This is a genomic window from Pseudomonas sp. IT-P44 (assembly GCF_949768225.1).
Taxonomy (GTDB): domain Bacteria; phylum Pseudomonadota; class Gammaproteobacteria; order Pseudomonadales; family Pseudomonadaceae; genus Aquipseudomonas; species Aquipseudomonas migulae.
The window spans coordinates 51,066-74,609 of the sequence record NZ_CATKQM010000035.1; the positions used below are offsets into that span (position 1 = coordinate 51,066).

General features: G+C 58.8%; 24 protein-coding genes and 1 tRNA gene. 10 read left to right on the plus strand and 15 right to left on the minus strand.

The genetic code is table 11. The annotated features are described in order from the left end of the window. Positions 1-28: 28 nt before the first annotated feature. Positions 29-934, minus strand: coding sequence for a LysR family transcriptional regulator (locus ACM6IO_RS18365; protein ID WP_008025440.1), 906 nt, complete (start codon positions 932-934; stop codon positions 29-31). Between the two features lie 102 nt (positions 935-1,036). Between ACM6IO_RS18365 and ACM6IO_RS18370 the strand changes: the two genes are divergently transcribed. Next, complete coding sequence (locus tag ACM6IO_RS18370; protein WP_414911996.1) at positions 1,037-2,212, plus strand: aspartate aminotransferase family protein; 1,176 nt, start codon at positions 1,037-1,039, stop codon at positions 2,210-2,212. An 87-nt stretch (positions 2,213-2,299) separates the two neighbouring features. Here the strand turns inward: ACM6IO_RS18370 and ACM6IO_RS18375 are convergent, their stop codons facing one another. The 4 genes from ACM6IO_RS18375 to ACM6IO_RS18390 form a co-directional block, all read right to left on the minus strand. After that, entirely contained in the window at positions 2,300-2,815 is a 516-nt protein-coding gene (locus ACM6IO_RS18375; protein ID WP_414911997.1) for an adenylate kinase, read from the minus strand. A 137-nt stretch (positions 2,816-2,952) separates the two neighbouring features. Then, the gene (locus ACM6IO_RS18380; protein WP_414911998.1) at positions 2,953-4,875 is read right to left on the minus strand and encodes an alkaline phosphatase D family protein; all 1,923 of its coding nucleotides are present in this window, start codon (positions 4,873-4,875) and stop codon (positions 2,953-2,955) included. A gap of 83 nt (positions 4,876-4,958) precedes the next feature. Continuing rightward, positions 4,959-5,342, minus strand: coding sequence for a hypothetical protein (locus ACM6IO_RS18385; protein ID WP_225609878.1), 384 nt, complete (start codon positions 5,340-5,342; stop codon positions 4,959-4,961). Between the two features lie 35 nt (positions 5,343-5,377). Further along, entirely contained in the window at positions 5,378-5,947 is a 570-nt protein-coding gene (locus tag ACM6IO_RS18390) for an NAD(P)H-dependent oxidoreductase (protein WP_192227805.1), read from the minus strand. Positions 5,948-6,039: 92 nt separating this feature from the next. On the opposite strand from ACM6IO_RS18390, the gene ACM6IO_RS18395 reads away from it, so the two are divergent. Next, positions 6,040-6,939 (plus strand): LysR substrate-binding domain-containing protein, encoded by a 900-nt coding sequence (locus ACM6IO_RS18395; protein WP_414911999.1) that lies wholly within the window; start codon positions 6,040-6,042, stop codon positions 6,937-6,939. 215 nt (positions 6,940-7,154) lie between these two features. On the opposite strand, the gene ACM6IO_RS18400 is transcribed toward ACM6IO_RS18395, so the two are convergent. Next, entirely contained in the window at positions 7,155-7,946 is a 792-nt protein-coding gene (locus ACM6IO_RS18400) for a VacJ family lipoprotein (RefSeq protein WP_008036622.1), read from the minus strand. Between the two features lie 167 nt (positions 7,947-8,113). Between ACM6IO_RS18400 and ACM6IO_RS18405 the strand changes: the two genes are divergently transcribed. The 4 genes from ACM6IO_RS18405 (at position 8,114) to ACM6IO_RS18420 (ending at position 11,120) form a co-directional block, all read left to right on the plus strand. Then, complete coding sequence (locus ACM6IO_RS18405; RefSeq protein ID WP_008025454.1) at positions 8,114-8,824, plus strand: response regulator; 711 nt, start codon at positions 8,114-8,116, stop codon at positions 8,822-8,824. After that, a complete protein-coding gene (locus ACM6IO_RS18410; RefSeq protein ID WP_414912000.1) occupies positions 8,821-10,179 on the plus strand; it encodes an ATP-binding protein in 1,359 nt (452 codons plus the stop codon). The genes ACM6IO_RS18405 and ACM6IO_RS18410 overlap by 4 nt, the downstream gene beginning before the upstream one ends. 55 nt (positions 10,180-10,234) lie before the next feature. Next, entirely contained in the window at positions 10,235-10,687 is a 453-nt protein-coding gene (locus ACM6IO_RS18415) for a hypothetical protein (RefSeq protein ID WP_008025457.1), read from the plus strand. 91 nt (positions 10,688-10,778) lie between these two features. Further along, positions 10,779-11,120: a potassium channel family protein gene (locus ACM6IO_RS18420; protein WP_008025459.1), complete on the plus strand. Its 342-nt coding sequence runs from the start codon at positions 10,779-10,781 to the stop codon at positions 11,118-11,120. A gap of 360 nt (positions 11,121-11,480) precedes the next feature. Here ACM6IO_RS18420 and ACM6IO_RS18425 read toward each other — a convergent pair whose 3' ends face one another. From ACM6IO_RS18425 to ACM6IO_RS18440, 4 genes are read right to left on the minus strand one after another with little or no spacing between them, the layout of a single operon-like run. Continuing rightward, positions 11,481-11,702, minus strand: a complete 222-nt coding sequence (locus ACM6IO_RS18425; protein WP_008025460.1) for a formate dehydrogenase subunit delta — start codon at positions 11,700-11,702, stop codon at positions 11,481-11,483. Next, positions 11,699-14,575 (minus strand): formate dehydrogenase subunit alpha, encoded by a 2,877-nt coding sequence (fdhF, locus tag ACM6IO_RS18430; RefSeq protein WP_414912001.1) that lies wholly within the window; start codon positions 14,573-14,575, stop codon positions 11,699-11,701. The genes ACM6IO_RS18425 and fdhF overlap by 4 nt, the downstream gene beginning before the upstream one ends. Then, positions 14,572-16,131, minus strand: a complete 1,560-nt coding sequence (locus ACM6IO_RS18435; RefSeq protein ID WP_414912002.1) for a formate dehydrogenase beta subunit — start codon at positions 16,129-16,131, stop codon at positions 14,572-14,574. Before ACM6IO_RS18435 ends, fdhF begins: the two co-directional genes overlap by 4 nt. After that, on the minus strand, positions 16,131-16,607 hold the full coding sequence (locus ACM6IO_RS18440) for a formate dehydrogenase subunit gamma (RefSeq protein ID WP_207285700.1): 477 nt from the start codon (positions 16,605-16,607) through the stop codon (positions 16,131-16,133). The genes ACM6IO_RS18435 and ACM6IO_RS18440 overlap by 1 nt, the downstream gene beginning before the upstream one ends. 408 nt (positions 16,608-17,015) lie before the next feature. Between ACM6IO_RS18440 and ACM6IO_RS18445 the strand changes: the two genes are divergently transcribed. Both ACM6IO_RS18445 and ACM6IO_RS18450 read left to right on the plus strand, forming a co-directional pair. Further along, the gene (locus ACM6IO_RS18445; RefSeq protein WP_207285699.1) at positions 17,016-17,765 is read left to right on the plus strand and encodes a hypothetical protein; all 750 of its coding nucleotides are present in this window, start codon (positions 17,016-17,018) and stop codon (positions 17,763-17,765) included. Positions 17,766-17,800: 35 nt separating this feature from the next. Next, on the plus strand, positions 17,801-18,169 hold the full coding sequence (locus ACM6IO_RS18450; protein WP_008025469.1) for a PH domain-containing protein: 369 nt from the start codon (positions 17,801-17,803) through the stop codon (positions 18,167-18,169). Between the two features lie 107 nt (positions 18,170-18,276). Here the strand turns inward: ACM6IO_RS18450 and ACM6IO_RS18455 are convergent, their stop codons facing one another. Both ACM6IO_RS18455 and ACM6IO_RS18460 read right to left on the minus strand, forming a co-directional pair. After that, positions 18,277-18,642, minus strand: coding sequence for a hypothetical protein (locus ACM6IO_RS18455; protein ID WP_192227813.1), 366 nt, complete (start codon positions 18,640-18,642; stop codon positions 18,277-18,279). A 191-nt stretch (positions 18,643-18,833) separates the two neighbouring features. Further along, positions 18,834-19,139: a DUF3077 domain-containing protein gene (locus ACM6IO_RS18460; RefSeq protein ID WP_414912003.1), complete on the minus strand. Its 306-nt coding sequence runs from the start codon at positions 19,137-19,139 to the stop codon at positions 18,834-18,836. A 641-nt stretch (positions 19,140-19,780) separates the two neighbouring features. Here ACM6IO_RS18460 and ACM6IO_RS18465 point away from each other — a divergent pair. Beyond that, positions 19,781-20,494, plus strand: a complete 714-nt coding sequence (locus tag ACM6IO_RS18465) for a DUF5343 domain-containing protein (protein WP_414912004.1) — start codon at positions 19,781-19,783, stop codon at positions 20,492-20,494. A gap of 4 nt (positions 20,495-20,498) precedes the next feature. Beyond that, positions 20,499-21,008 (plus strand): DUF4145 domain-containing protein, encoded by a 510-nt coding sequence (locus ACM6IO_RS18470; RefSeq protein WP_414912005.1) that lies wholly within the window; start codon positions 20,499-20,501, stop codon positions 21,006-21,008. 108 nt (positions 21,009-21,116) lie between these two features. On the opposite strand, the gene ACM6IO_RS18475 is transcribed toward ACM6IO_RS18470, so the two are convergent. The 3 genes from ACM6IO_RS18475 to ACM6IO_RS18485 all read right to left on the minus strand — a co-directional run bounded on the left by ACM6IO_RS18475 (position 21,117) and on the right by ACM6IO_RS18485 (position 23,493). After that, complete coding sequence (locus ACM6IO_RS18475) at positions 21,117-22,613, minus strand: hypothetical protein (protein WP_414912006.1); 1,497 nt, start codon at positions 22,611-22,613, stop codon at positions 21,117-21,119. Between the two features lie 313 nt (positions 22,614-22,926). Continuing rightward, complete coding sequence (locus ACM6IO_RS18480; RefSeq protein ID WP_414912007.1) at positions 22,927-23,256, minus strand: hypothetical protein; 330 nt, start codon at positions 23,254-23,256, stop codon at positions 22,927-22,929. A 152-nt stretch (positions 23,257-23,408) separates the two neighbouring features. Continuing rightward, a tRNA-Leu gene (locus ACM6IO_RS18485) sits at positions 23,409-23,493 on the minus strand. Between the last annotated feature and the right edge of the window lie 51 nt (positions 23,494-23,544).

Below are 23,544 nucleotides of genomic sequence, written 5' to 3' on the forward strand. Positions count from 1 at the left end.
GAGATTAGTCGATGGTGCATTCAACCGCCTAGTGCTTGCCCCACATCGCCATGGCGAAGTCGACGAAACGGCGTAATTTTGGCAAGCGGTAGCGATCCTGAGCGTACATCAGGCTCATTGGCCGGCTCGGCGGCGGGTAATTCGGCATCAAGGCCACCAGTGTTCCGTCCTTGAGGTCTTGTTCTACCAAGGCGTCGGGTAACAGCACGATGCCCATGCCGGTGCGTGCCGCCTGATGCAAACCGGCGGAGCTGTTGATCAGCATCGGTCCACTGACCGCCACCGCTACCTCGCCTTCGGCCCCGCTCAGACGCCATTCCTTTTCCACCGATTGCCAGTCATCACCGGCCGGGTAGGCGAAGGACAGGCAGTCGTGGTGTCGCAGGTCATCAGGTTTTTCCGGGTTGCCGCGACGCGCCAGGTAGATCGGCGATGCGCACATGGTCAGGGTGTAGTCCACCAGTGGACGGGCAATCAGGTTGGTCTGTTCCATGTTGCCCAGGCGAAACGCTACGTCGATGCCGTTTTCAAGCAGGTCCGGGCGGCGGTTGGTGAGGACCACATCCAGTTTGACGCGTGGGCACAGCAGGGCGAATTCGCTGAGCGCCGGTGCCAGTTTTTCCGTGCCGAAGGTTAACGGTGCGGTAATGCGCAGGGTGCCGCTCGGCTCGTCGAGGGCCTGCTCGGCGAGGCGTTCGGATTCGGCCACCAGTCCCAGCACTTCCAGGCAGCGTTGATAGTACGCGGTGCCAAATTCCGTCAACCGCTGGCGCCGGGTCGTACGGTTGAGCAAACGCACACCCAGACGCTGCTCCAGTGCCCGCAGGTGATTGCCCACCATGGTGGTGGACATTTCGCACTGAAAAGCGGCGGCGGTCATGCTGCCGGATTCCACCACCCTTACGTACACGGTCATTGCCTGGAACAAATCCATTATCAAGCCCGACTTTAAAATGATTGAAGTATTGCAGCGTTTATCCAGCTCAGGTGGCTAACCATACTGCAAAAACACCGACCATTGATGGAGTTTGATGTCATGACCGCCGCCTGCCTGATGAGTACTTACCAACCGCTGGCACTGAGTTTCAGTAAAGGCCTGGGCACACGCCTGTGGGATCAGGCCGGTCGTGAATACCTGGACGCGGTGGCGGGCGTGGCGGTGACCAACGTTGGGCACTCTCATCCTAAAATCGTCTCGGCGATCAGCGAACAGGCCGGCCTGCTGCTGCACACCTCCAACCTCTACAGCATCGACTGGCAACAGCGGCTGGCGCAGAAACTGACGCGCTTGGCGGACATGGAGCGGGCGTTCTTCAATAACTCCGGTGCCGAAGCCAACGAGACCGCGCTGAAACTGGCGCGGCTGCATGGCTGGTACAAAGGCATCGAACAACCCTTGGTGGTCGTCATGGAAAACGCGTTCCATGGCCGGACGCTCGGCACCCTGTCCGCCAGCGATGGCCCGGCCGTGCGCCTGGGTTTCAATGAACTGCCGGGTGATTTCGTCAAAGTGCCGTTCGGCGACCTCAAGGCGCTGGACAAGGTCCAGCAGGCCCACGGCGCAAGAATCGTGGCAATCCTGATGGAGCCGATCCAGGGTGAAAGCGGTGTGCAACTGGCCCCGCCCGGTTACCTCAAGGCCGTGCGCGACCTGTGCAATCGGCGTGGCTGGCTGATGATGCTCGATGAAATCCAGACCGGCATCGGTCGCACTGGCCAGTGGTTTGCGTTCCAGCACGAAGGCATCGTTCCGGACGTCATGACGCTGGCCAAAGGCCTCGGTAACGGCGTCCCCATCGGCGCCTGCCTGGCCCGGGGCAAAGCCGCCGACCTCTTCACCCCCGGCAGCCACGGCAGCACGTTCGGCGGTAATCCACTGGCCTGCCGCGTGGGTTGCACCGTGCTGGACATCATCGAAGAACAGGGCCTGCTGGAAAACGCCAAAATACAGGGCGACCGCTTGCTCGCCAGATTGCGCACCGAGTTGGCCGATGACCCGAACGTGCTGGAGATTCGCGGCCAGGGTTTGATGATCGGCATCGAACTCAAGCAACCGATCCGCGACCTGACCCTGATCGCCGCGCGGGATCACGCCTTGCTGATCAACGTGACACGGGGCAAGACCATCCGCCTGCTGCCACCGCTGACGATTGATGAGCGCGAGGTGGAGATGATTGTCAGAGGGGTTGGTCGGGCGGTGAAAACGGTCTGAGCTACTTTAATGCTGACCGCTTTTTGTAGGAGCCAGGCTTGCCGGCGAAGGCGCTCTTGAGGACGCTTTCGCCGGCAAGCCTGGCTCCTACAGGTGCGGTTCGCTCTTATACGGCCGGGAATCAGCGAAGTCGGTGATGTCCGCGCGGTTCATGAGTCGCAGTTTTGAACCGGCGAACCCTTCGAACAACTGCCGATGCGCGGCAAACCCACTGGAACCTTCGCGAGCACGATAACTGCCGGCCCAGTCGAGCAAGGCGATCAGCCTCTCGTCCTGCTCATCCCGATTCGCTTCACGCAGACGAACATTGGCGACGCATTCCTCATCGTCAATGCACAGCCAGATCAACGCCGTGGCCCTGTGGATAAGTTCGCTGGCGATCCAGCCGTAGACACCTTCGATCACCCAGTGCTCTTCATCTGCTGCGATCCGCGCCATGCCCAGGGCTTCGGCGCGGGGGCGGGCGATGCTGTGTTCGTCGGACAGCCAGTGAAAGGTGTCCAGGTCGATCCGGGGTATTTGCAGTTGCTCGGCCAATCGCTCGGCCAGCCAGCTTTTGCCGGAACCGGAGTTGCCGATGATCAGCGTTCGGGTGAGATTCATATTCAGAACCACTGTGGGAGCGGGCTTGCTCGCGAAAGCGGTGTGTCTGTCAACATTGATGGCGGCTGACAAACCGCTTTCGCGAGCAAGCCCGCTCCCACAGGATTTGGGGATGACCAGTCATACAGGGTGTACCTTCAATCCTCGCCCTCAGGCGCCACCATCCGCGTCTTCGGCGAGCCATCCGAGTTGTGCTGGTAAATCGCCTGCGGCTGTCCTTTTTCATTAAAGAACACCTGCCCGATCCCCGCCGAATTCCACAACCGCTCACCCGCCTCGGCATGCTCCGGAACATGCGGCACGATGCGCATCCGTCGGCGCTTGGTCAGCCAGTTCAGTGGTGAACGTGGCGAATAGAGCCAGCGGTTGAGGCGGTCGAACCATTCCAGCAGCGTCGGCGGAAATTCGTTCTTGATGCCGCTGCTGGTGATCTGCCAGATCCTGGGGCCCGCCTTGCGGTGTCGGATCAGCACTTCGTAGACGAAGGAATAATGCACATCGCCTGACAGCACCACGTAGTTACCCGGTGTACGCGAGTGTCGGAAAATGTTCAGGATCACCTGCGCCGCGCCGCGATGGGCCATCCAGTTTTCGGCGTCCACCAGCAGCGGATAACCGAACCAGCTGAACACCCGTTGCACCGTTTCGATCAGCTTCACACCGAACACCGGCGCGGGCGAAACGATGATCGCCGACGGGTGATCCAGCAGTTCCTGTTGCAGTTCGCAGAGGGCTTCCCAGTCCAATAGACCCGAGGGTTGCTTGAGTGTCATCTCGCTGCGCCAGCGCCGGGTGCGGGTGTCGAGCACCACCATCGCCGGGCTGGTGGGCAGCACGTAATGCCAGTGCTGAAACTTCAGCAGCTCATCGATCAAGGCGTCCTGCACCGGGCTGTCGAGATAGCCGTCTTCCCCGGTCGCGCTGAAACCATCGGTCTTCGCCAGCACCGCGCCGAACGCATCCGGGTTGTTGCCCCAGCCCTGGCACAACATGTAAGCGATCAGCGCGTTGCCGATGATGCGCTTGGAGAACGGGTGGCCGTAGGCCGTTTCCTCCCATTGCGCGGAAAGATTCCAGTCATCGGTAATATCGTGGTCGTCGAAGATCATCAGGCACGGCAGATGCGCGAAGGCCCGTGCGACACCGCCCAGGCCAGCCTTGAAGGTATCGATGCGCGTCTGCTCCAGCGCATAACGCTCGCGCCGTTCGGGAATCAACTTCGGCGGTTTGGGCGTGATCAGCGTCCAGGGTGTCGGCGACCACACCAGCAGGTACATGGCCATGACTTCGGCGAAGGTCACCAGATGATTGTCGGCACTGCTGCTGGTGAAAATCGGCTTGCGCGCCCCGCCGAAAAATCGCTCGCGCAGGGTTTCATTGCTTTGCAGCGCCGGTAACAAATCCGCACGGTGGTAGTAGCTGGCCGCATGCTCATAGAGCTTGGCGCTGTCGCTGACTACGGCGCCTTCGAGGTGTTCGCCGAACAATCCCAATCGTGCGATCAAGGCATGAATGGCCCGCAACATCGGCCCGGCGACATCATCGGCATACACCTGGTCGCCACTCATCATCAGCAACGCCGGGCGCTCAGTGGCCTCGTGTTCCGAGGCCAGCAAATGATCGACACAGAGCAAGCCGTCGGCGGCGGGATGATGAGGTTTGCGGCAAGAGCCATGCAGCAGTTGGTCGATCCGCGAGCGCAAAACGAAATTCGGGCAGCGTGCTTCGCCATACAACAGATGCGGCGCCCATTCGGCGATGCCCGTCATCGCGTCATCAATCAGCAGGTCGTATTCGATCAGCGTGTCGCAGGGCAGGGCGTTGTCGAGCGGCACATCGATCAAGTGAATGAAGGCATGGGTACCGACGGGAATGATTGTGCATTGCCCGGCGTCGAGGCGGATGTCGCCAACATCTTGCAGGCGCAACGTCAGCGATAACGCCCGCGTGCCCACGAGCCACAGCACCAGCCGTGAAGGCTCCAGGCGCCGCAACAGCGGCCCGACCAGAACCGGTGGCAGTGGGGTGCAGTGGTCAGGCAGTGGCAGTGATTCGGACATCCGGGTTCAAGACTCTTGGCGCACAGGCCGGCGATGATAACGCAGACCTCTGCCTGAACTTCATCAATTGCCAGGGGTAACGTTTACTTGGGGGGGAAGGTCGTTACCCACAGCAACAGCGTGAAAAATGCCGCCACCACACTGCAGGCCCCGGCGATAAAATGACGGCCGACCGGATGTTCGCCTTCCTTGAATCGGGCGATGACGAAGAGCCACGTCCCGATGAATACTCCGATGAACGCCATCAACGAATAAAGAAAATACGTCGGGCCCCGTGTTCCAGCCTGTTCGGGGGCCATAAAGATCAGCACGACCACACCCACAAGGATACTGGCCAGGGCACCTGCCAGGTTGGCCAGCCACAGATTGACGCTGCCACGATTCCTCACGATCCAATGCCATATCCCCGCTGATGCAGCGAGGAACACCAAAATGCCGAGGGGTACCATTGATTCTTCCTTGTTCATGGGGCGGGAGAGACGATGGCGTGCACGATATCAAATCAATGGCTTTGAGCTGAAGAGCGTCGTGGGTTGTGTTGAAACTGCTCAATCCTGGCCCGGTATTCAGTGGCGATGACATTCAACTCCGACCCCGGCAGCTTGTTGGCCCGATACACCAGAAACGGCTCGCTCCACGCCCATTGGCAGCGATGCGCAGTCGCCCGCAACGGTTGCAGCAATTGCTCAAGGGGAAACAGGTTAGCGCCGGTTTCACTGTAGGCCTCGGGCGTATTGCCCGCCGTCGCCACAATCATGATCGGCAGCCCCTCAAGCCTGGAACCCTGCGCTTCATAAGCGATGTAGTACATCTGCGTCAGCACACGGTCCTGCCAGTTTTTCAGCAGCGCCGGGGTCGAGTACCACTGCACCGGAAATTGCAGCACCAGCCGTTTTGCCGACAACAAGCGCTGCACCTCCACGGCGGTGTCGACTTCATCGGTCGGGTAAAGCCCATACAGATCGACGATGGAGACGCCCGGCAGATCCTTCACGGCATCGAGCAAGGCGCGGTTGGCGTGTGAACGTCCCAGATCCGGGTGAAAACTCATAATCAGCGTGGTGTCGTTCATGGGATTACCCGGTTCAAGTGAAGGGAGCCACAGCGTGCCAGCGTGCTATAAATTGCTCCAATGGATGGTTTGTCTAATTAGGTATTGATTCAATGAATCTACGTTCGGTGGACCTCAATCTGTTGACCGTGCTCGATGCGTTGCTCGACGAAGCCCACGTCTCCCGCGCCGCCGAGCGTGTCGGCCTGTCGCAACCGGCGGCCTCCAATGCGCTGGAGCGTTGCCGGCATCTGTTCCAGGATCGTCTGCTCGAACGCGTACCAGGCGGCATGCAACTGACCCCCAAGGCGCAGGCCTTGCGCGGTCCGTTGAAGCAGATTCTGGGCTCGGTCAGCACCCTTGTCGGGGCTGCCAGTGCCGACCTGAGTACCCTGCGCCAAACCGTGCGCATCGTCATGGCCGACTTCCCGGCGATCATCGTCGCGCAACAGTTGCACCAGCGACTGGCCGAGTTGGCACCGGGCATCGACCTGGTGATTCAACCCTGGCAGGGCGGCGAAGCGGCTCAGGAAAGTTTGAGTCGCGGTCAAAGCGATCTGGCCATGTCGGTCTTCCCGCCCCTCGGCCCCGACTACACCCGCCGCCTGCTGTTGCACGCGCATTTCGTGGTGGCAATGCGCGCCGGGCATCCTGCAATTGCAGACTTCAATCTCGAGCGCTGGCTGAGTTATCCACACGTGCTGGTGTCTGGCCGAGGCGCAACCTGGGGCCCGCTCGACGAATTATTGAAAGGGAGGGGGCTGGCGCGACGGGTCGGGATCGTCGTGCCGAGCTTCGTCATGGTTCCGGATCTGCTGCTGGGCTCGGACCTGATTGCGATGTTGCCCAGCCAGTGCCTGTCGATGCCGATGGCCAAGACGCTGCACGCCGTGCAACCGCCGATTGAGGTTGAGGGATTTGCGGTGCATCTGGCCTGGCATAAACGCCGCGATGAGGACGCGGCGGTGCAGTGCGTAGCGCGGGTGTTGGAGGAAGTGATCGCTGCTCACTGACATCCGCCTCACCGTTGGCGACCAGCCAGCGAAACAGCTCGCTCACCGACACCGTGTGACTGCGCTCGATCCAGCGCACCAGCGCCGGGCCGTAGTGTTCGGTGTAGCGGGTGAGCACCAGTTGGCGACAGTCTGCGGACAGGCGCAGGGTGATTTCCCGGCAGTGCAGATTCGCCTCGTCGTCGCGGGTCACGCGGTGTTGAAGAATCAGGCCTTCAGAAACCATCGGCCGGTGCTCCTGTGCATTGTGGTTGAGTGTTCTTCGGCGAGCCTTGTTTGCCCTCGACCACGAAAGCGGCGCGATGCTCGGCCACCACGTTGCGCAACGCGCTGTAATAGTCCGGCAGTTTTTGCAGGCTGTCGGTCAGCGGCAGCACTTCGGCTCGGCCATCGACGATGTCGCCGACGGTGTTGATCGTTGAGAGCGTGTCCACGGTATCGCTGTTGTCGCCGAACGGATCGACCACGAAACTCAGCACACGCCCGGCCGCATCGCGGCTGTTGGACGTGCCGAGCAACGGCAGTTCGACGATTGGCCCGTCACCGATGCCCCACACGCCGAAGGTCTGGCCGAAGTCGGCTTTATGACGTGGAATGCCGGCCATGCCGGAGACGTCGATCAACCCCACCACGCCCACCGTGGTATTCAGCGCGAATCGCCCCAGCGTATTGACCGAACGCATCGGGTTGCCTTGCAGCAGGTCATTGATAAACACCTCGGGCTCGCCGAAGTTCGCCACGAAGTTATGCACACCCGTCTGGAAAAAGTCCGGCGTGTGGCGATAGCCGCGAGCGACCGGCGCCAGGGCGTAGTCATCCACCACCCGGTTAAACGCGAAGACCCCGCGATTGAGCGGTTCCGCCGGGTCGTACACCGAATAGGCGATGTCGGCGCAGCTCACTTCGGCGCTGGACGACGGCTGGCTGCTGCAGCCCGCCAACCCGGCGGCCAGCACGGCAATCGAGGTGTTGCGGGCCAGCCAGGGAGCACATTTGAAAGGCAACATGGACGCGAGTCTCGGGAGGAATTGGCGGCGATGCTGGGCCCCGAGCCTTGCGCAAAGATGTCCGGTTTATTGCGCCGCTGTCGTTTTATTGCAGGATTGAAATATATGACGCGCTGCCGTGAATGGTTTTAGATGACGGTTCCATTCGCCCCGTTAAGTGACCTTCGGTGAACAGCCTTTTAATTGTCGACGACGACCTTGAAGTCCTCGATCTGCTGAAAAAATTCTTCGTCCAGCACGGCTACAGCGTCGAGGTCGCCACCGACGGCGCGTCGCTGTGGGCGGCCATCGAGCGCCAGGCGCCAGACCTGATCATTCTCGACGTGATGTTGCCCGGCGACAGCGGGCTGATCCTGTGCCAGCAACTGCGCATCCGCCACGCGATCCCGGTGATCATGCTCACCGCCATGGGCGAACTCAGTGATCGGGTAGTCGGCCTCGAACTCGGCGCCGACGATTACCTGACCAAACCCTTCGACGCCCGTGAATTGCTGGCCCGGGTGCGTGCCGTGTTGCGCCGCGTGGAGGACCGCCGACCGCTGGCGCAGGAACGTCCACGGCCGCTGATCGACTTCGCCGACTGGCACCTCGACGTCACCCGCCGGGAACTGCGCTCGCCGGACAACGTGATGATTCCGCTGTCGGCCGGTGAGTTCGATTTGTTGCTGGTCTTCGTCGAGCACCCGCAGCGCATCCTCACCCGCGAACAATTGCTGGACCTGGCACGTGGGCATTGCCACGACGCGTTCGACCGCAGCATCGACGTGCAAGTCAGCCGCTTGCGACGCAAACTCGAATCCGACACCAAGCGCCCGGCGATGATTCGCACCGTGCGCAACGGCGGCTACCTGTTCACCCCCAGCGTGACGCGGCGATGAACTGGCTGAAGCGGATTCGCCGGGACACGGTGGCGCGCTGGATCGCCCTGACCATCATCCTCGCCATGCTCATTTCCCTGGCGCTCAACGGGCTGTTCATCCAGCTCGCCGGCGTCTGGGCGCGGCCGCCGCTGACTGAAACCGGGCTTCTGGAAAAAATGGCCGCCATCACCCGCGTCATCAAGGCTGCCCCGGTGCCCCTGCGCAGCCAGTTGGCACAAGCTGTCAGTGATGAAGGCTTTACCGTCAGTTGGCACCTTGATCGACGTGAGCTCAACCTGCCGCCGGTGGAGGATCTGGATTCCGAAATCGGCTCGACCCTCTTGCAGCCGTTGCTTAAATTCGCGGGTCGAATCCAGACCTACGAGCCGGCTGACTGGACGGAACCCTCGGCGGACGCGCATTACGCGTTGCTGATCGAGCTGCCCGACTCGTCCTGGCTGATGTTCTCCGCGCCCTCACGCAGTTGGGGCCTCGACGAAACGCCGCGCTACCTGATCGTCATCCTGCTGGTGCTGATCTCCACCGCGCTGGTCGCCCTGATCGCCACCCGCCGTCTCGCCACACCCTTGCAGCGCTTCGCCGAAGGCGCCCGACGCTTCGGCATCGATTTCCGTGCTCCGCCCATCGAACCCCTCGGCCCGCAGGAAATCCGCCAGGCGATCCTCGCCTTCAACGCCATGCAGGCCCAGTTGCAACACTTCATCCGCGACCGCACGCAAATGCTCGCGGCCATCTCCCACGACCTGCGCGCACCGTTGACGCGCATGCGCTTGCGCGGCGAATTCATCGAGGATGCCGAGCAACAGCAGCGGTTGTTTCGTGACGTGGATGAAATGCAGGCGATGATCAATTCTGCGCTGGAGTTCTTTCGGGACGATGCGCGGCTTGAACCGGCGACCCAGTTTGATCTGGCGGAACTGCTGCAAACCTTGCGGGATGACTACCGGGATCAGGGTGTCGAGATTGCCTTCAGCGGGCCGCAACGGCTGGTGTATTTCGGGCGGCCGTTGGGGCTTAAGCGGGTGATGACCAATCTGCTGGATAACGCGATCAAGTACGGTAGTGAGCCCGCGATTGAGCTGATGCCTGATGCGGGGGAAGTGCGGATCAACGTGCTGGATCGTGGCCCGGGAATTCCGCAGGCCAGTCTTGAACAGGTGTTTGTGCCGTTCTTTCGTCTGGAAGGCTCGCGGAATAAAAGCACGGGCGGGGTAGGGTTGGGGTTATCGGCGGCACGGGCGATTGTGTTGGAGCACGGCGGCGAGCTGAAGCTGCGCAATCGGTCGAAGGGCGGGTTGGCGGCGTTGGTGGTTTTGCCGGTGCATCCGGGGACAGGATTCGGACTACAGTGAAAGATCCATGCAGTTCGCGGGCGCTGGGGAAGGCGCTGTTCAGAAGAGAGGACCTATGAAACGGATCATCCTGCCGGCATTGGCCACCATGATGTTGGTGCAACTCCCGGCCTATGCCATCAACGACAAGTACCGCAAACAACTTGAGCAATCCGGTTGCACCCAGGTCAGCGAGACTCAGGGCTGCGATATCCACAAGAGCAAAGCGGAAAACGCCAAGGCCGGTTTCACCAACCCCGCGGCGGACAGCACAAATACCCAGACGCCTTACGCCGGGCAATGGGTCGCCAAGAGCGATGCCGGCGCGACCGTTGCGACGATTCGTATCGATGCCAAGGAGCAAGTCTGGGTCAACGGCAAGCGGGTAAACGCCAAGCGCACCGATGGCACGCTGCAGTTTCATCAGGGCAAACTCACCTTCACGATTCAGGGCGATCGGCGGTTGCAGAATGAGGACTATTGGACCGACAGCGATGCCGGGACCAAGGGGCCGATTCAGATCGAGTAGCCATTACCTCCTGGGACGCGGCATCGATTTCCAATACTTGTGCCAAGCTGATGAGTGTCAATTCGCCTGCCGCCCTCAGGAAACCCACGACATGAAGCCTGCAAATACGTCGAACATCCGCCGAGAGTTCTACAAAGCTGTCGGCTATTACCTTCGAGTTGTCTGGCCCATCCTTTCCACCATGCTGATCGTCATCGTCACGTGCGGCCTGATCATCAGCTACCTGGAAGGTTGGGATCCTTTCGACGGCATCTATTTCGGCTTCGTGACCGGCTTGACCATCGGCTATGGCGAGTTGGTGCCGAAGTTGCCGGTTTCGCGGATATTGGCAATATTGCTCGGGTTCAACGGCGTGCTGCTCACGGCGATCTTTGCGGCGATCAGCGTGCGGGCGATTGAGATCGCGGTGCGGGTGACCGACGGGGATAAATAAGGCGGGCCAACACCACACACAACCCCTGTGGGAGTGAGCCTGCTCGCGATGCAAGTCCATACAACGCGGGCATCCAGACAGCCCGCGTTATCGTTGACGACCATCGCGAGCAGGCTCGCTCCCACAGGGTTTCAGGCCTCCCAACCCACCCCGCTGACCGCCTTTGCGGCGATCAGCGTGCGGGCGATCGAGATCGCGGTGCGGGTGACCGATGGGGATAAATAGGACGGAACACAACACACAACCCCTGTGGGAGCGAGCCTGCTCGCGATAGCGGTATGTCAGTCAATAATGATGGTGACTGACACACCGCATCGCGAGCAGGCTCGCTCCTACAGGTTTTTTCGTCGTTTTCTAGATCTACGCTTCCCAACCCGCCCCGCTTACCGCCTCTTGCGCTAACGGATGCAAATCCGCCCCCTGATGCTCTGTCTGCCAGGCCAGCAACTCCTTGCGCATGCCTGGCGTCCAGTACATCTGCAGATGGTTACGCACACCGAGCACGGCCTGTTTCCGGTCCGGTTCGGTGGCGAAGTACTGGGCGATCTGGTTGACCATCTTGATCAGGTTGGCAGTGCTCATCGGCGCACCTCCGCTTTAGCGCCTTGACGGCGTTCCTTGAGCAAACGGTGCTGTTCGTCAGTGAACTCCTGGAAGCGTTTTTGCCATTCCGAAGGGTGGTACACGCGGCTGACCTCAACGGCGGTGACCTTGTACTCCGGACAGTTGGTCGCCCAGTCGGAGTTGTCGGTGGTGATCACGTTGGCCCCCGATTCAGGGAAGTGGAACGTGGTGTACACCACGCCCGGCGCGACTCGTTCGGTCACCCGCGCACGCAGCACGGTTTGCCCGGCGCGGCTGCCAATGCCCACCCAGTCACCTTCATTGATGCCACGGCTTTCGGCGTCGGTCGGGTGGATTTCCAGACGGTCTTCGTCGTGCCAGGCGACGTTCTCGGTACGCCGGGTTTGAGCGCCGACGTTGTACTGGCTGAGGATGCGTCCGGTGGTCAGCAGCAGCGGATAGCGGTTGTTGACCTTCTCCTCGGTAGGCACATAACCGGTGAGCATGAACCGCCCCTTGCCGCGCACGAATTGATCGATGTGCATGGTCGGCGTGCCGTCCGGTGCGGCGGCGTTGCACGGCCATTGCAGGCTGCCGTGGCGGTCCAGTTCGGCGTAGCTGACGTTGGTGAACGTCGGCGTCAGGCTGGCGATTTCATCCATGATTTCCGATGGGTGTTTGTAGTTCATCGGGTAACCCAAGGCGTTGGCCAAAGCCACGGTGCCTTCCCAGTCGGCCTTGCCGCCCAACGGGTCCATGACCTTGCGCACCCGCGAGATACGGCGCTCGGCGTTGGTGAAGGTGCCGTCTTTTTCGAGGAACGAAGCGCCCGGCAGGAACACATGGGCGAACTTCGCGGTTTCGTTGAGGAAGATATCCTGCACCACCACGCATTCCATGGCCGACAAGGCCGCAGTGACGTGCTGGGTATTCGGATCGCTCTGGGCAATGTCTTCACCCTGGCAATACAGGCCCTTGAAACTGCCGGCCAGCGCAGACTCGAACATGTTCGGAATCCGCAGGCCCGGATCGGGTTGCAAGGTGACATTCCACGCCTGTTCGAATTGCGTGCGGACCGTTTCGTTGGAAATGTGCCGGTAGCCGGGCAACTCGTGGGGGAAGGAACCCATGTCGCAGGAACCTTGCACGTTGTTCTGCCCACGCAACGGGTTCACGCCCACGCCTTCGCGGCCGATGTTGCCGGTCGCCATGGCCAGGTTGGCGATGCCCATCACCGCCGTACTGCCCTGACTGTGCTCGGTGACGCCCAGACCGTAGTAAATCGCGGCGTTGCCTCCGGTTGCATACAGGCGAGCGGCGGCACGAATATCGGCAGCGTCGACGCCGCAGACAGGGGCAAGGGCTTCCGGCGAGTTTTCCGCACGGCTGACAAACTCGCTCCAGCGGGCGAAGTCATTGCCCTCGCAACGGGCGTCGATAAAGGGCTGGTCTTGCAAGCCTTCGGTGATGATCGTGTGGGCCAACGCGTTGAGCATGGCGACGTTGGTGCCGGGGCGCAGGGCCAAGTGATATTCGGCGCGGGCGTGCACCGAGTCCACCAGATCGATGCGACGTGGGTCGATAACGATCAACCGCGCACCTTCACGCAGACGGCGTTTGAGTTGCGAAGCGAACACCGGGTGAGCGTCGCTCGGGTTGGCGCCCATCACCAGGATCACGTCGGCCTGCATCACCGAATCGAAACTCTGAGTGCCGGCGGACTCGCCCAAGGTTTGTTTCAAGCCATACCCGGTCGGTGAGTGACAAACCCGCGCACAGGTGTCGACGTTGTTGTTACCGAACGCGGCGCGCACCAGTTTTTGCACCAGATAGGTTTCTTCGTTGGTGCAACGGCTGGAGGTGATGCCACCAATGGAATCGCGGCCATATTTCTGCTGCAAGCGACGGAATTCGCTGGCGGCGTAGGTCACCGCTTCATCCCAGCTGACTTCCTGCCATGGGTCGCTGATGTTCTTGCGAATCATCGGTTTGGTGATGCGATCCGGGTGGGTCGCGTAGCCCCAGGCAAAGCGCCCTTTGACGCAAGAGTGGCCGTGGTTGGCCTGACCGTTCTTGTCCGGAACCATGCGCACCAGTTGGTCGCCTTTCATCTCGGCGCGGAACGAACAGCCCACGCCGCAATAGGCGCAGGTGGTGATCACGCTGCGTTCCGGCTGGCCGAGTTCGACCACGCTTTTTTCCATCAGCGTCGCGGTAGGGCAGGCCTGCACACAGGCGCCGCAAGACACGCATTCCGAATCGAGGAAATTCTCGCCACCAGCAGCGGCCACGCGGGATTCGAAACCGCGACCGGTAATGGTCAGCGCAAAGGTGCCCTGGGTTTCTTCACAGGCGCGCACGCAGCGGTTGCAGACGATGCACTTGCTGGGGTCGTAGTCGAAATAAGGGTTGGAGGTGTCTTTCACATCCTCCAGATGGTTTTCGCCTTCATAGCTGTAGCGCACTTCCCGCAGGCCGACCTGACCGGCGACGGTTTGCAGTTCGCAGTTGCCGTTGGCCGAGCAGGTCAGGCAGTCCAGCGGGTGATCGGAGATGTACAACTCCATGACATTGCGGCGTAGGGTTGCGAGCTTCGGCGTCTGGGTGTGCACGGTCATGCCTTCAGTGACCGGCGTGGTGCAGGACGCGGGGTAGCCGCGCATGCCGTCGATCTCCACCAGGCACATGCGGCAGGAGCCGAAGGCTTCCAGGCTGTCGGTGGCACACAGTTTGGGAATAGTGGTGCCCATCAGCGCAGCGGCGCGCATCACGGAAGTGCCTTCCGGCACGCTGATGCTGCGACCGTCGATGTTCAGGGTGACTTGCACCTGGCTTTCGCGAGCGGGAGTGCCAAGATCGATATCGGTTTTCGGGTCGAAGAGAGTAATCATTGCTCGGCCTCCGAAGGCTGCAGACCGAAGTCGGCGGGGAAATACTTGAGGGCGCTGGTGACCGGGAAGGGGGCCATGCCGCCCAAGGCGCACAGCGAACCGTATTGCATCGTGTCGCACAGGTCTTTGAGGATGATCACCTGCGCATCGCGATCGCTCTGGTCCGGCGCGGCCAGCATCCGGTCGATCACCTCCACGCCCCGGGTCGAGCCGATGCGGCAAGGCGTGCATTTGCCACAGGATTCTTCGGCGCAGAACTGCATGGCGAAACGGGCCATTTGCGCCATGTCCAAGGTGTCGTCAGCCACGACCACACCGCCGTGACCGACCATCGCGCCGATGCCGGCGAACGCCTCGTAATCCAGCGGTGTATCGAATTGCGACGGAGGTACCCACGTGCCGAGCGGGCCGCCCACCTGCGCGGCTTTCAGCGGCCGGCCACTGGCGGTGCCGCCGCCGTAGTCTTCCACCAGTTCCCGCAGGGTCAGGCCAAAGGCCCGTTCCACCAAGCCGCCGTGGCGAATATTGCCCGCCAGTTGGAAAGGCATCGTGCCCATTGAACGGCCAATCCCATAGTCGCGATAAAACTGCGCACCTTTCGCCAGAATCAGCGGCACCGAGGCCAGGGTCAGCACGTTGTGTACCAGCGTCGGCTGGCCGAACAGTCCTTGTAGAGCAGGGATCGGCGGCTTGGCGCGGACGACCCCGCGCTTGCCTTCAAGCGAGTCCAGCAGCGCGGTTTCTTCACCGCAGATGTAAGCGCCGGCACCGACGCGCACTTCCATGTCGAAGGCCAGACCGCTGCCGCCGACATTGGCGCCGAGGTAACCCGCTTCACGAGCAATGTTCAACGCTGCACGCAGAGTGGCCACGGCATCCGGATATTCCGAACGGACATAGATGTAGCCGAAGGTGGCGCCGACGGTAATGCCGGCAATGGCCATGCCCTCGATCAACAGGAAGGGGTCGCCTTCCATCAACATGCGATCGGCGAAGGTGCCGGAGTCGCCTTCGTCGGCGTTACAAACAATGTATTTCTGCGCCGCCTGAGTGCCGCGCACCGTGCGCCATTTGATTCCGGCGGGGAAGGCCGCGCCGCCACGGCCACGCAGGCCTGAATCGAACACTGCGGTTGCGGTCTCTTCGCCGCCAATGGCGACGGCCCTTGTCAGGCCTTCGAAACCACCGTGCGCCCGGTAATCGTCCAGCGACAGCGGCCGGGTGATACCGGCGCGGGCGAACAGCAGGCGTTGTTGAGATTTGAGATAAGGCAGCTCTTCCACCAGGCCCAAGGCCAGTGGGTGAGCGGATGGGTCGCCTTTGAAGGCATCGAGCACGGACGGCACATCGTCTGCGGTCAGCGGACCGAAGCCGATCCGGCCTTGCGGGCTGTCCACTTCCAGCAGCGGTTCCAGCCAATACAAACCGCGCGAGCTGGTGCGCTGCAGCTCCAGCGGCAGATTGCGTTCCTTGGCCTGAGTGATCAGCGCTGTGGAGACTTCATCGGCACCCACAGCACGGGCAAGGGAATCACAGGGCAAATAAAGAGTCGGCATCACGCGTCCTCCCGGCAAGCGTCGAGCAAGGCATCGAGACGCTCAGCACTGAGCCGCGCATGCACCCGGCCATCCAGCTCCAGGGCCGGCGAACAGGCGCAGGCGCCGAGGCAATAAACGGGGCGCAAACTGATGTTGCCGTCGGCGCTGCTGCCGTGATCGTCCAGTTGCAGGCGGTCGCGCAACTGCGCAGCCAACTCTTCGGCACCACGGCTTTTGCAGGACTCAGCCCGGCACAAACGCAGAATATGGCGGGCCGGCGGCGCGGTACGGAAGTCATGGTAAAAACTGATCACCCCGCGAACCTCGGCCTGACTCAGGTTGAGGGCATGAGCAATCTCGGGGACGGCCACATCGGGGATGTAACCGATGCGTTCCTGAATATCATGAAGAATGGGCAACAGAGCGCCGGGGGAGCCTTTGTGGCGCTCCAGCAGGCTGTTGACCAAAGGCAGGTGCAAACTCTCATCAGGCATTCAGCAATCCTCACGGTCACGGACAAACCAGAAGGTTGTCGGTCGTCCGAAAGTGTCGGCTGCGGCACTCACACCACGTCACGGTATCGTGGCAATTTCAGGCCGGTGGCCAGGGCACCCTGAATGGGCATCTTGTTGTGCCCGGCACGGTCTTCGCCGCACCTCAGTAAGGGCATAAAAGTCAGATTGCCACGCGGCTGTTGATTTGACTGCACCAATGCGACGTGTCCGGTTCTATCCACGACCTCTTATTGAGTCTAGAAGAACGTAGCCTGCGTGGAGGTTTCAGGATGCATGCACAGCGGCTCGCCGCAGGAAGTATCGGCTCTCCCCTTTGCTGCCAGTGGACGGCAAGGCGGCAAAACAGTAGCGTTGCGCCACTTTCATCAACTTTGTAACGGACTACACATGGCCACTGTCACTCGAGTCTCGCGCCTGTTCTGCGCAATCACTTTCGCCGTCGTGATGACCCCGGCGCTCGCCGGCCTGTCGAGTGAAACCCCGACATACGCCTGGGACGGCTACCTCTCCGATTGCCAGAAATTTCTGCAGGTGGTGGCCGAGGTGCAGGCCGGGCGCCAGACGCCCAAAGAAGCTAATCCCGCTATCAAGATGCATCTGAGTACCCTTGAGTTCCATCGCTACTACCTATCCCCGTCAAGCCTTGGCTCCCCCGAATACGCTCGTTGTGAGAGCGGCGTTCCCATAGCGGAAGAGATCGCGCACAAGGGCGAAATTGAACTCAGCAAAGACGTGGACGAGTATCTCGCGCAAGCCCAGATCAAACACCTGGCCTCCCCGGCATACAAGCGCGCTCGCTCTCTGGGCTTCACCGACGTCGGCGAAATCGGGGAACTCGACCAGCACGCCGAGCTGGATGGTGAAGCAAATCTGAAGACCTTGATGATCAGAGTCGATTCTGGTTGCGGCGAACATTTCCGCGCCGCGAAATACGTCAAACCTTATGTGATCTACACCGTCGGTCCTGACGATGGCACCTGCGCCATTAACCGGAACGTCGCCGTGTTGGGCGGCAAAGTCGCGGAGTGGGGCGAGTACATTGATGAAGAAGCGATTTTTCAGTACGTGGGATGGAAGAAACTGCCTGGACAGGATGGATTCCCCGTCAACATTCGAGTCGTGAAAGTGGTGAAGTAATCCGCAGGATTTTTCTTCGAACGGAGGATGGGCAGATGATCGACTTCAACAACAAAGGCTTCTTCAAACTCAAGCAAAACGAAGAATACGCAGAACGGGTCAGTGCACTGCTGCTGGAAGGCGAGCACGTCATCGACTCGTACAAATCCATGCGCGACGGCGTCGTCTTCACCAACAAACGCATCATCGCCGTCAACGTCCAGGGCATCACCGGCAGCAAAAAAGACTTCACCTCACTGCCCTACAAAAACATCGTCGCCTACTCGGTAGAAACCTCCGGCACGTTCGACCTGGACTCGGAACTGGAGATCTACTTCTCGTCGCTGGGCAAAGTGAAATTCGAATTCACCGGCCGGACATCAATGGTAGAAATCTCCAAACTGATCTCCCAACACCTCCTCTAACCCGAGCACCCAAAAGCCCCGAAACCCCCGGGGCTAACCCACAACCCCTGTAGGAGCCGGCTTGCTGGCGATAGCGCCAAACCAGCCACCACCAACCCCAAAGACACTCACCCAGAAACCAAATACGACCAAGCCTGCCCAAGCACAACCGCGCCAACAAAAACACTCACCGCCCCGGCAAACAAATGCCGCAGAAACAGATCCTCCGGCTGCTCAAGCCTCGCAATAAGCCACATCCAAGTCCCAACCAAAGTGCCAAACCCAGCCATAATCGAATACAACATAAATGGCGCATCCGGCGACAGAATCCCGCTGGCGGCACGAGTCAATTGCTCCACCACCATCCCGACAATACAGCCACACACAAACCCCGCCAGATTAGCCAGCCACAGATTCAGAGTGCCACGACAGCGCACGATCCAAACCCACACCCCAATCCAAGCACCGTAAATAACCAGCGAATCAAACAACATTACTCACTCCACTCCTTGGTTAAAAAAATTCAGGGCCAACAACCCCCATCAGACAACCACACCCCCTGTAGGAGCCGGCTTGCTGGCGATAGCGCCAAACCAGCCACCACCAATGGCCGAAATACACCGCCACCACCCCAAGCAACCCGCCCCCACAGACTTCCTACCTTATCGACTGACGGCTACAACCCTTAAGCCTTCGCCCCCGCCCGCTTGAACCCCGACAAAGAATCCCGATCCCGCGTCAGCACCTTCACCGCATCATCCACCAACGCCTTACTCATCGACGTCAAATAATGCGCAGCCCAGGCGTGGCGATCGGTGTCTTTGGCGTAGGCGGCATCTTCGGTGAGCGTTTTGGCGAGGAACAGGAAATCGGAAGCCATAGATAACGCATCGCCGAGGGGGACGTCACGGGTGACGTGGAAGAGTGGTTGATCGCCGCAGTAGATGGCGGGGGTTAGGCCGATGGTTTTTAGTTCGGGTTGGTTGGTCATTGGGCACCTCCGAGGATGGAGAGGCTGTCAGGGAGGGTGTTACGCGATTGGGAATTGCGTAGAGGGGAAAGCCAAATTTTGTACGGATTGATGCTGCGCATTGCAAAGCTCCTTAATTTGAAGAGCTGCCACAATTCGTTACCAAGCGAATGGGTGGCAGCTGTGCGCAGGTTGGTAAACCGGGAAATCAAGGAAACCGGCACGTCCGAAGACGTCCCACGCACAGCCGCCATAACGCAGATCGCAGGCGAAAAAAAAGCGCCTGCGGACGCATAGCACTGTTGCGCAGTGATTTACCTCGGGTTACCAAGCCCGGTCGCTGAATTTGCAGCGACGGTGGGAGGGTATCGTGCAGGCCCTATTCCTGCAACCTTCGAAAGACTCAACTCCAAACCGTCAGAGACGAAAAAAGTGATCTGTCGTCGGTTTTTTCGTTACGGGTCGAGCACGTAATACAGGCTCAGTCGAAAGATTGGGGAAACTGTCTCGGCTATCCGAAAATATGAGATTCAGTTGGCTTGACTCAATACTAAGCCGAAACGAGATCGCGATAACCGATACCGTGGTCTACATTGGATCGGTGAAGGGAAGCTGCCTAAGTGAATGAGGAGGCTTCATTTATTGACGGGGTGGAGCGTGTTATGGCTGACGAGAAAAAGAAGGGCTATCCGAAAATTCCGATGAACAATTGGTTCCTTCTACGGGATAAGTTCAAGCAGCGCACTCCAGAAAAGGTTACGCCGAGTTATCTCGCATCAGCGCTAAATATGGGCGAGAGATCCGCTAGCGCTAATATAATTCCACCCCTTCGTGTCTTTGGCCTGATTGACGACTCAGGAAAGCCAACGGACCTTGCTTATGAATGGCGGGATGACAATAAGTATCCAGCAGTGTGCAAGATCATTCTTGAGGAAGCCTATCCTCGGGAGCTACTCGACTTGTTTTCAGATCCAGATGCGCATCTGAAGGATATCGCTGCCTGGTTTGCTCGAGATGCCAAGGTTGGAGAGTCTGCGGCAAGAGCTTACAGCGCGACTTACATGATGCTACTTGAGGCAGATCTGGCGCGTGCGAAGGAAAAAGCGGCGCAGTCAAAGCCTGGCAGCGGGCCGGTGAAATCTACTAAAACTTCGATGAATTCTTCCAGCGTAGTCAGCAAGCCAACAAAGAGCGTGCCTTCGACGAAAATTCAAGACCTCGTAGAGGAAACGAGTGTTAATGATCGGAGAGAGAAACGCAGTTTTAGCCCTAAGCTGCATGTGGACATTCAGATTCATATCTCACCTGATAGCAGCCCTGAACAGATCGACAAAATCTTCGAAAGCATGGCCAAGCATCTGCCACTTATGGGCTAATTGAATGAGTATCGAGCGTGCGCTTCAAAGTGTCCGGCTACTTAGAGACAGCGTCAGGGAAAAAAACCCTCCTCCCGAGGAGGGAGCACCAAGCCCTGAAGAACCAGTTATTTATTTTTCCCTTGTCCGTAATACTCGAGGATATCTTGAACGCTTGGTGCACCAGATCAACGGTTCCTACGAACATGGCTGGTACGATGCTTCAGCGGTAATGATCCGTCGTTTAGTAGAGACGCTTATCATTGAGGTTTATGAAAAGTACGGCTTGGCTGACAGCATAAAAACTGCGCAGGGGGATTTTTTTTATTTACGAGATCTTATATCTGCACTTTCGACACAAAAACAGTGGAACCTTAGCAAAAATGCTAAAGCCGCACTTCCACGACTAAAAGACGTTGGAGACATGTCCGCGCACAGCCGCCGCTTCATTGCCCAGAGGCAGGATATCGACAGGATGATGGCTGATCTGCGAGTGATCGTACAAGAGTTAATGACTCTAGCTTCGCTCAAATAATTAATCTCTAATGGTGCCTATTCAGGTCAAAATATTTCCGGATTGAAGCAGAAGAAGGGACAGGTAAATTTTCTAGAAAATAAATGTCCCTTTTTTCTGTCGTAGTAGTTACTTATTCTCTCCGGCGGCAACTTTTCGAGGCGCGAGTTCGTCACCAGGCTCATCATCGTCGGTGGGGACCATGTTCCAAGTAAACGAATTGTATACATGAAACTCAGGCAGCAGGCTTTTCACTATCCCATCTTCAAACCAGTGGTGGGCGATGCCGGGAAACATATTCGGATTAATCGGGTGCTTCGCATTGGGGTTGTGGAACATGGAAAGCCCTTCGGCCCAAGTCTCAGTCACGACCCCTTGTTTGACTTCATGGAAGAAGGGCTCGGGGATAGCGGCGTTTGGATCGTGACGGTGTTTTACGCCCGTTCGGAAGATTTTTTGGTCCGAGAGACCAAAGCCTGCAAGCTGCCCCATGCGATTGAACTTTGAGATCGTCCCGGACGACGAGAACAACACTGCACTCACGTTCTCTGCTCCGGGCTGAAAGAAGTATCCCGAAGGAATTACCTTGCCTTGGTATTCATGTGTTTCGATCTTCAATGGAGTGATTACCAACTGCCCCGCTTCGTCATAAATAAAATCATGAGTGACAGCATAGAGGTATTCAAGAAGCGCTGGCGAAGTCCAAGTCATGGACTGCTCCTCATGGAAGTCCGCGACTGCAAAAACCAGCGGATGCCCCTTAACATGCTCTAGATCCCAGTACTTGGTCCTACGGTTGAGCTTCGAGTAAAGGGCGCTACCGAATCGAATTGGTGCACGGGTCTTAAGTAGCTCTTTGACTTCTTCTAGCGTCCGTCTGATAGGCGTGTGGCTCTTTGGAGGGTCGAGTGGTGGATCATTTGGCGAGGGTCCAACGATGACAGCTTCGACGAAAACCTTGTTTTGCCCATCGCTCACCTCGAAATCAGGCGCCTCGTGATCTTTATTTACGAAGAGGCCAAGTTCCAACAGTGCGGCATAGAGGTACAGCTCCCAAATCCGTGCGTCGAATGCGGTGGTTTGAAACTGCTCTACGAAGTTGCCATCAACGTCAACAAAGTGCCGCATCATTTCCGACATGATCGCTCGCGCGGGCACCCAATGAGGGCGGGTGCATAGCATGTGGAAAGCGGGATGCTGTTGCTCGATTGGCAACTTCGTATCGAACAGGGCAACACCTGCCTTATCGGTCTTCTCATCACCTTGAGGGAAGACCGATTCTCCACTGGCGATGTGCTTCCTGAACGAAGCGAGCAGCGTGTGGCGTGCGTTTGTTCTGGTCATGCTGCAATTCACGTCAATGCAGCGGAAGCGACCCTTGAGATCTCGTCCAAGAATGACAAAGCCAAAGTCCCGATCGAATCGATCCTTAGTCAAGACGCCGATCAGCGTCTCAGCTTTGTCTGAGAAAAACTCCAGTTCTATACCTACAACATTGGCAATCGGCGAGCGTGTCCAAGCAATGAATGCGTTGTATCGCTCTGCTGTCATCTGAACCACGCCGCTCTCATCTAATAAAGCGGCTACTCGTTGTGCTTTTGTGCCCCTGCGTTTTGCTTCACCCATACATTCCCTCGTTAGCGACGCGCACTCAATATCGATTAGTTGAAGTACACTTCTAATGTGTTCTACTTGATAAGTCACCAGCCTTTTTAGCATCTAAGGCTTCGACAGGCAGCAATTTACCGGATGCAGCCCTTCGCGGAATGTCTGCTTTCGGCCGGAGCAGTTACTCTATGGCAGTTCTAGATACAAGAATGACGATGAACCCAAGGGCGATTCAAATCAGAAAAAGAGGACAGATTTATTTTCGGATAAGACGTGGCGGTCAGTGTCGGTCCGTCTATAGTGCGTTCCCGTTTTGGCCGCCAGCCTTCCTTCATTGAATGACTTTCAGATAATCCTTGAGCGCAATGAGCGGCGCATCAAGCTGCTCCATTGTCCGCGCACTGGTGAAATCAGCTGACAAACGATGCAACTCACGCCCTAGCGGCGTTTCAGCCCCGCCTATTGCGTCTAGCGCCAAACCTGCGCAGTGAGCCACTCTAAACTGAATACCCTCGATATCACCCCGGCGCACCAGCAACCCAAAAACCTCCCGCTCATAATCACTCATGATCGGATCATCTCGCAAAATCGGACTCGACCCCTCCGTCTCATACGCAAGCTTCAGACAGAACAGAGCAACAGTTTCCAGCAGCAGTTCCATGGGATGAATCCTTGAGAATTGTCGTGCCCGCCGAAACAAGCGAGAAGGTCAAAAGCATCGCCAGCAAGCCGGTTCCCACACGTCAGCGGGGTGTCAGGTGCTTTTCTGCAGGCGAAAAAAAAGGCCTTGCTAAGCAAGACCTTTCTTAATTTTGGTGCCCCGAGGGAGACTCGAACTCCCACTCCTTTCGAAAACGGATTTTGAATCCGCCGCGTCTACCAATTCCGCCATCAGGGCTCAATGGCGGCGAAGTATAGAGATGAGATTACCGTCGGTCAATCAGGTACA

What these genes read in the sequence shown, in the direction of transcription:
- ACM6IO_RS18385 (WP_225609878.1), bottom strand. Translation starts at nt 5,342, where the DNA reads ATGAACAAGGAAGAATCAATGGTACCCCTCGGCATTTTGGTGTTCCTC.
- ACM6IO_RS18440 (WP_207285700.1), bottom strand. Translation starts at nt 16,607, where the DNA reads ATGCCTGATGAGAGTTTGCACCTGCCTTTGGTCAACAGCCTGCTGGAG.
- ACM6IO_RS18480 (WP_414912007.1), bottom strand. Translation starts at nt 23,256, where the DNA reads ATGGAACTGCTGCTGGAAACTGTTGCTCTGTTCTGTCTGAAGCTTGCG.
- ACM6IO_RS18435 (WP_414912002.1), bottom strand. Translation starts at nt 16,131, where the DNA reads ATGCCGACTCTTTATTTGCCCTGTGATTCCCTTGCCCGTGCTGTGGGT.
- ACM6IO_RS18415 (WP_008025457.1), top strand. Translation starts at nt 10,235, where the DNA reads ATGAAACGGATCATCCTGCCGGCATTGGCCACCATGATGTTGGTGCAA.
- ACM6IO_RS18420 (WP_008025459.1), top strand. Translation starts at nt 10,779, where the DNA reads ATGAAGCCTGCAAATACGTCGAACATCCGCCGAGAGTTCTACAAAGCT.
- ACM6IO_RS18470 (WP_414912005.1), top strand. Translation starts at nt 20,499, where the DNA reads ATGAGTATCGAGCGTGCGCTTCAAAGTGTCCGGCTACTTAGAGACAGC.
- ACM6IO_RS18375 (WP_414911997.1), bottom strand. Translation starts at nt 2,815, where the DNA reads ATGAATCTCACCCGAACGCTGATCATCGGCAACTCCGGTTCCGGCAAA.
- fdhF (WP_414912001.1), bottom strand. Translation starts at nt 14,575, where the DNA reads ATGATTACTCTCTTCGACCCGAAAACCGATATCGATCTTGGCACTCCC.
- ACM6IO_RS18465 (WP_414912004.1), top strand. Translation starts at nt 19,781, where the DNA reads ATGGCTGACGAGAAAAAGAAGGGCTATCCGAAAATTCCGATGAACAAT.
- ACM6IO_RS18455 (WP_192227813.1), bottom strand. Translation starts at nt 18,642, where the DNA reads ATGTTGTTTGATTCGCTGGTTATTTACGGTGCTTGGATTGGGGTGTGG.
- ACM6IO_RS18475 (WP_414912006.1), bottom strand. Translation starts at nt 22,613, where the DNA reads ATGGGTGAAGCAAAACGCAGGGGCACAAAAGCACAACGAGTAGCCGCT.
- ACM6IO_RS18460 (WP_414912003.1), bottom strand. Translation starts at nt 19,139, where the DNA reads ATGACCAACCAACCCGAACTAAAAACCATCGGCCTAACCCCCGCCATC.
- ACM6IO_RS18390 (WP_192227805.1), bottom strand. Translation starts at nt 5,947, where the DNA reads ATGAACGACACCACGCTGATTATGAGTTTTCACCCGGATCTGGGACGT.
- ACM6IO_RS18365 (WP_008025440.1), bottom strand. Translation starts at nt 934, where the DNA reads ATGGATTTGTTCCAGGCAATGACCGTGTACGTAAGGGTGGTGGAATCC.
- ACM6IO_RS18410 (WP_414912000.1), top strand. Translation starts at nt 8,821, where the DNA reads ATGAACTGGCTGAAGCGGATTCGCCGGGACACGGTGGCGCGCTGGATC.
- ACM6IO_RS18370 (WP_414911996.1), top strand. Translation starts at nt 1,037, where the DNA reads ATGACCGCCGCCTGCCTGATGAGTACTTACCAACCGCTGGCACTGAGT.
- ACM6IO_RS18400 (WP_008036622.1), bottom strand. Translation starts at nt 7,946, where the DNA reads ATGTTGCCTTTCAAATGTGCTCCCTGGCTGGCCCGCAACACCTCGATT.
- ACM6IO_RS18425 (WP_008025460.1), bottom strand. Translation starts at nt 11,702, where the DNA reads ATGAGCACTGCCAACCTGATCAAGATGGTCAACCAGATCGCCCAGTAC.
- ACM6IO_RS18450 (WP_008025469.1), top strand. Translation starts at nt 17,801, where the DNA reads ATGATCGACTTCAACAACAAAGGCTTCTTCAAACTCAAGCAAAACGAA.
- ACM6IO_RS18380 (WP_414911998.1), bottom strand. Translation starts at nt 4,875, where the DNA reads ATGTCCGAATCACTGCCACTGCCTGACCACTGCACCCCACTGCCACCG.
- ACM6IO_RS18395 (WP_414911999.1), top strand. Translation starts at nt 6,040, where the DNA reads ATGAATCTACGTTCGGTGGACCTCAATCTGTTGACCGTGCTCGATGCG.
- ACM6IO_RS18445 (WP_207285699.1), top strand. Translation starts at nt 17,016, where the DNA reads ATGGCCACTGTCACTCGAGTCTCGCGCCTGTTCTGCGCAATCACTTTC.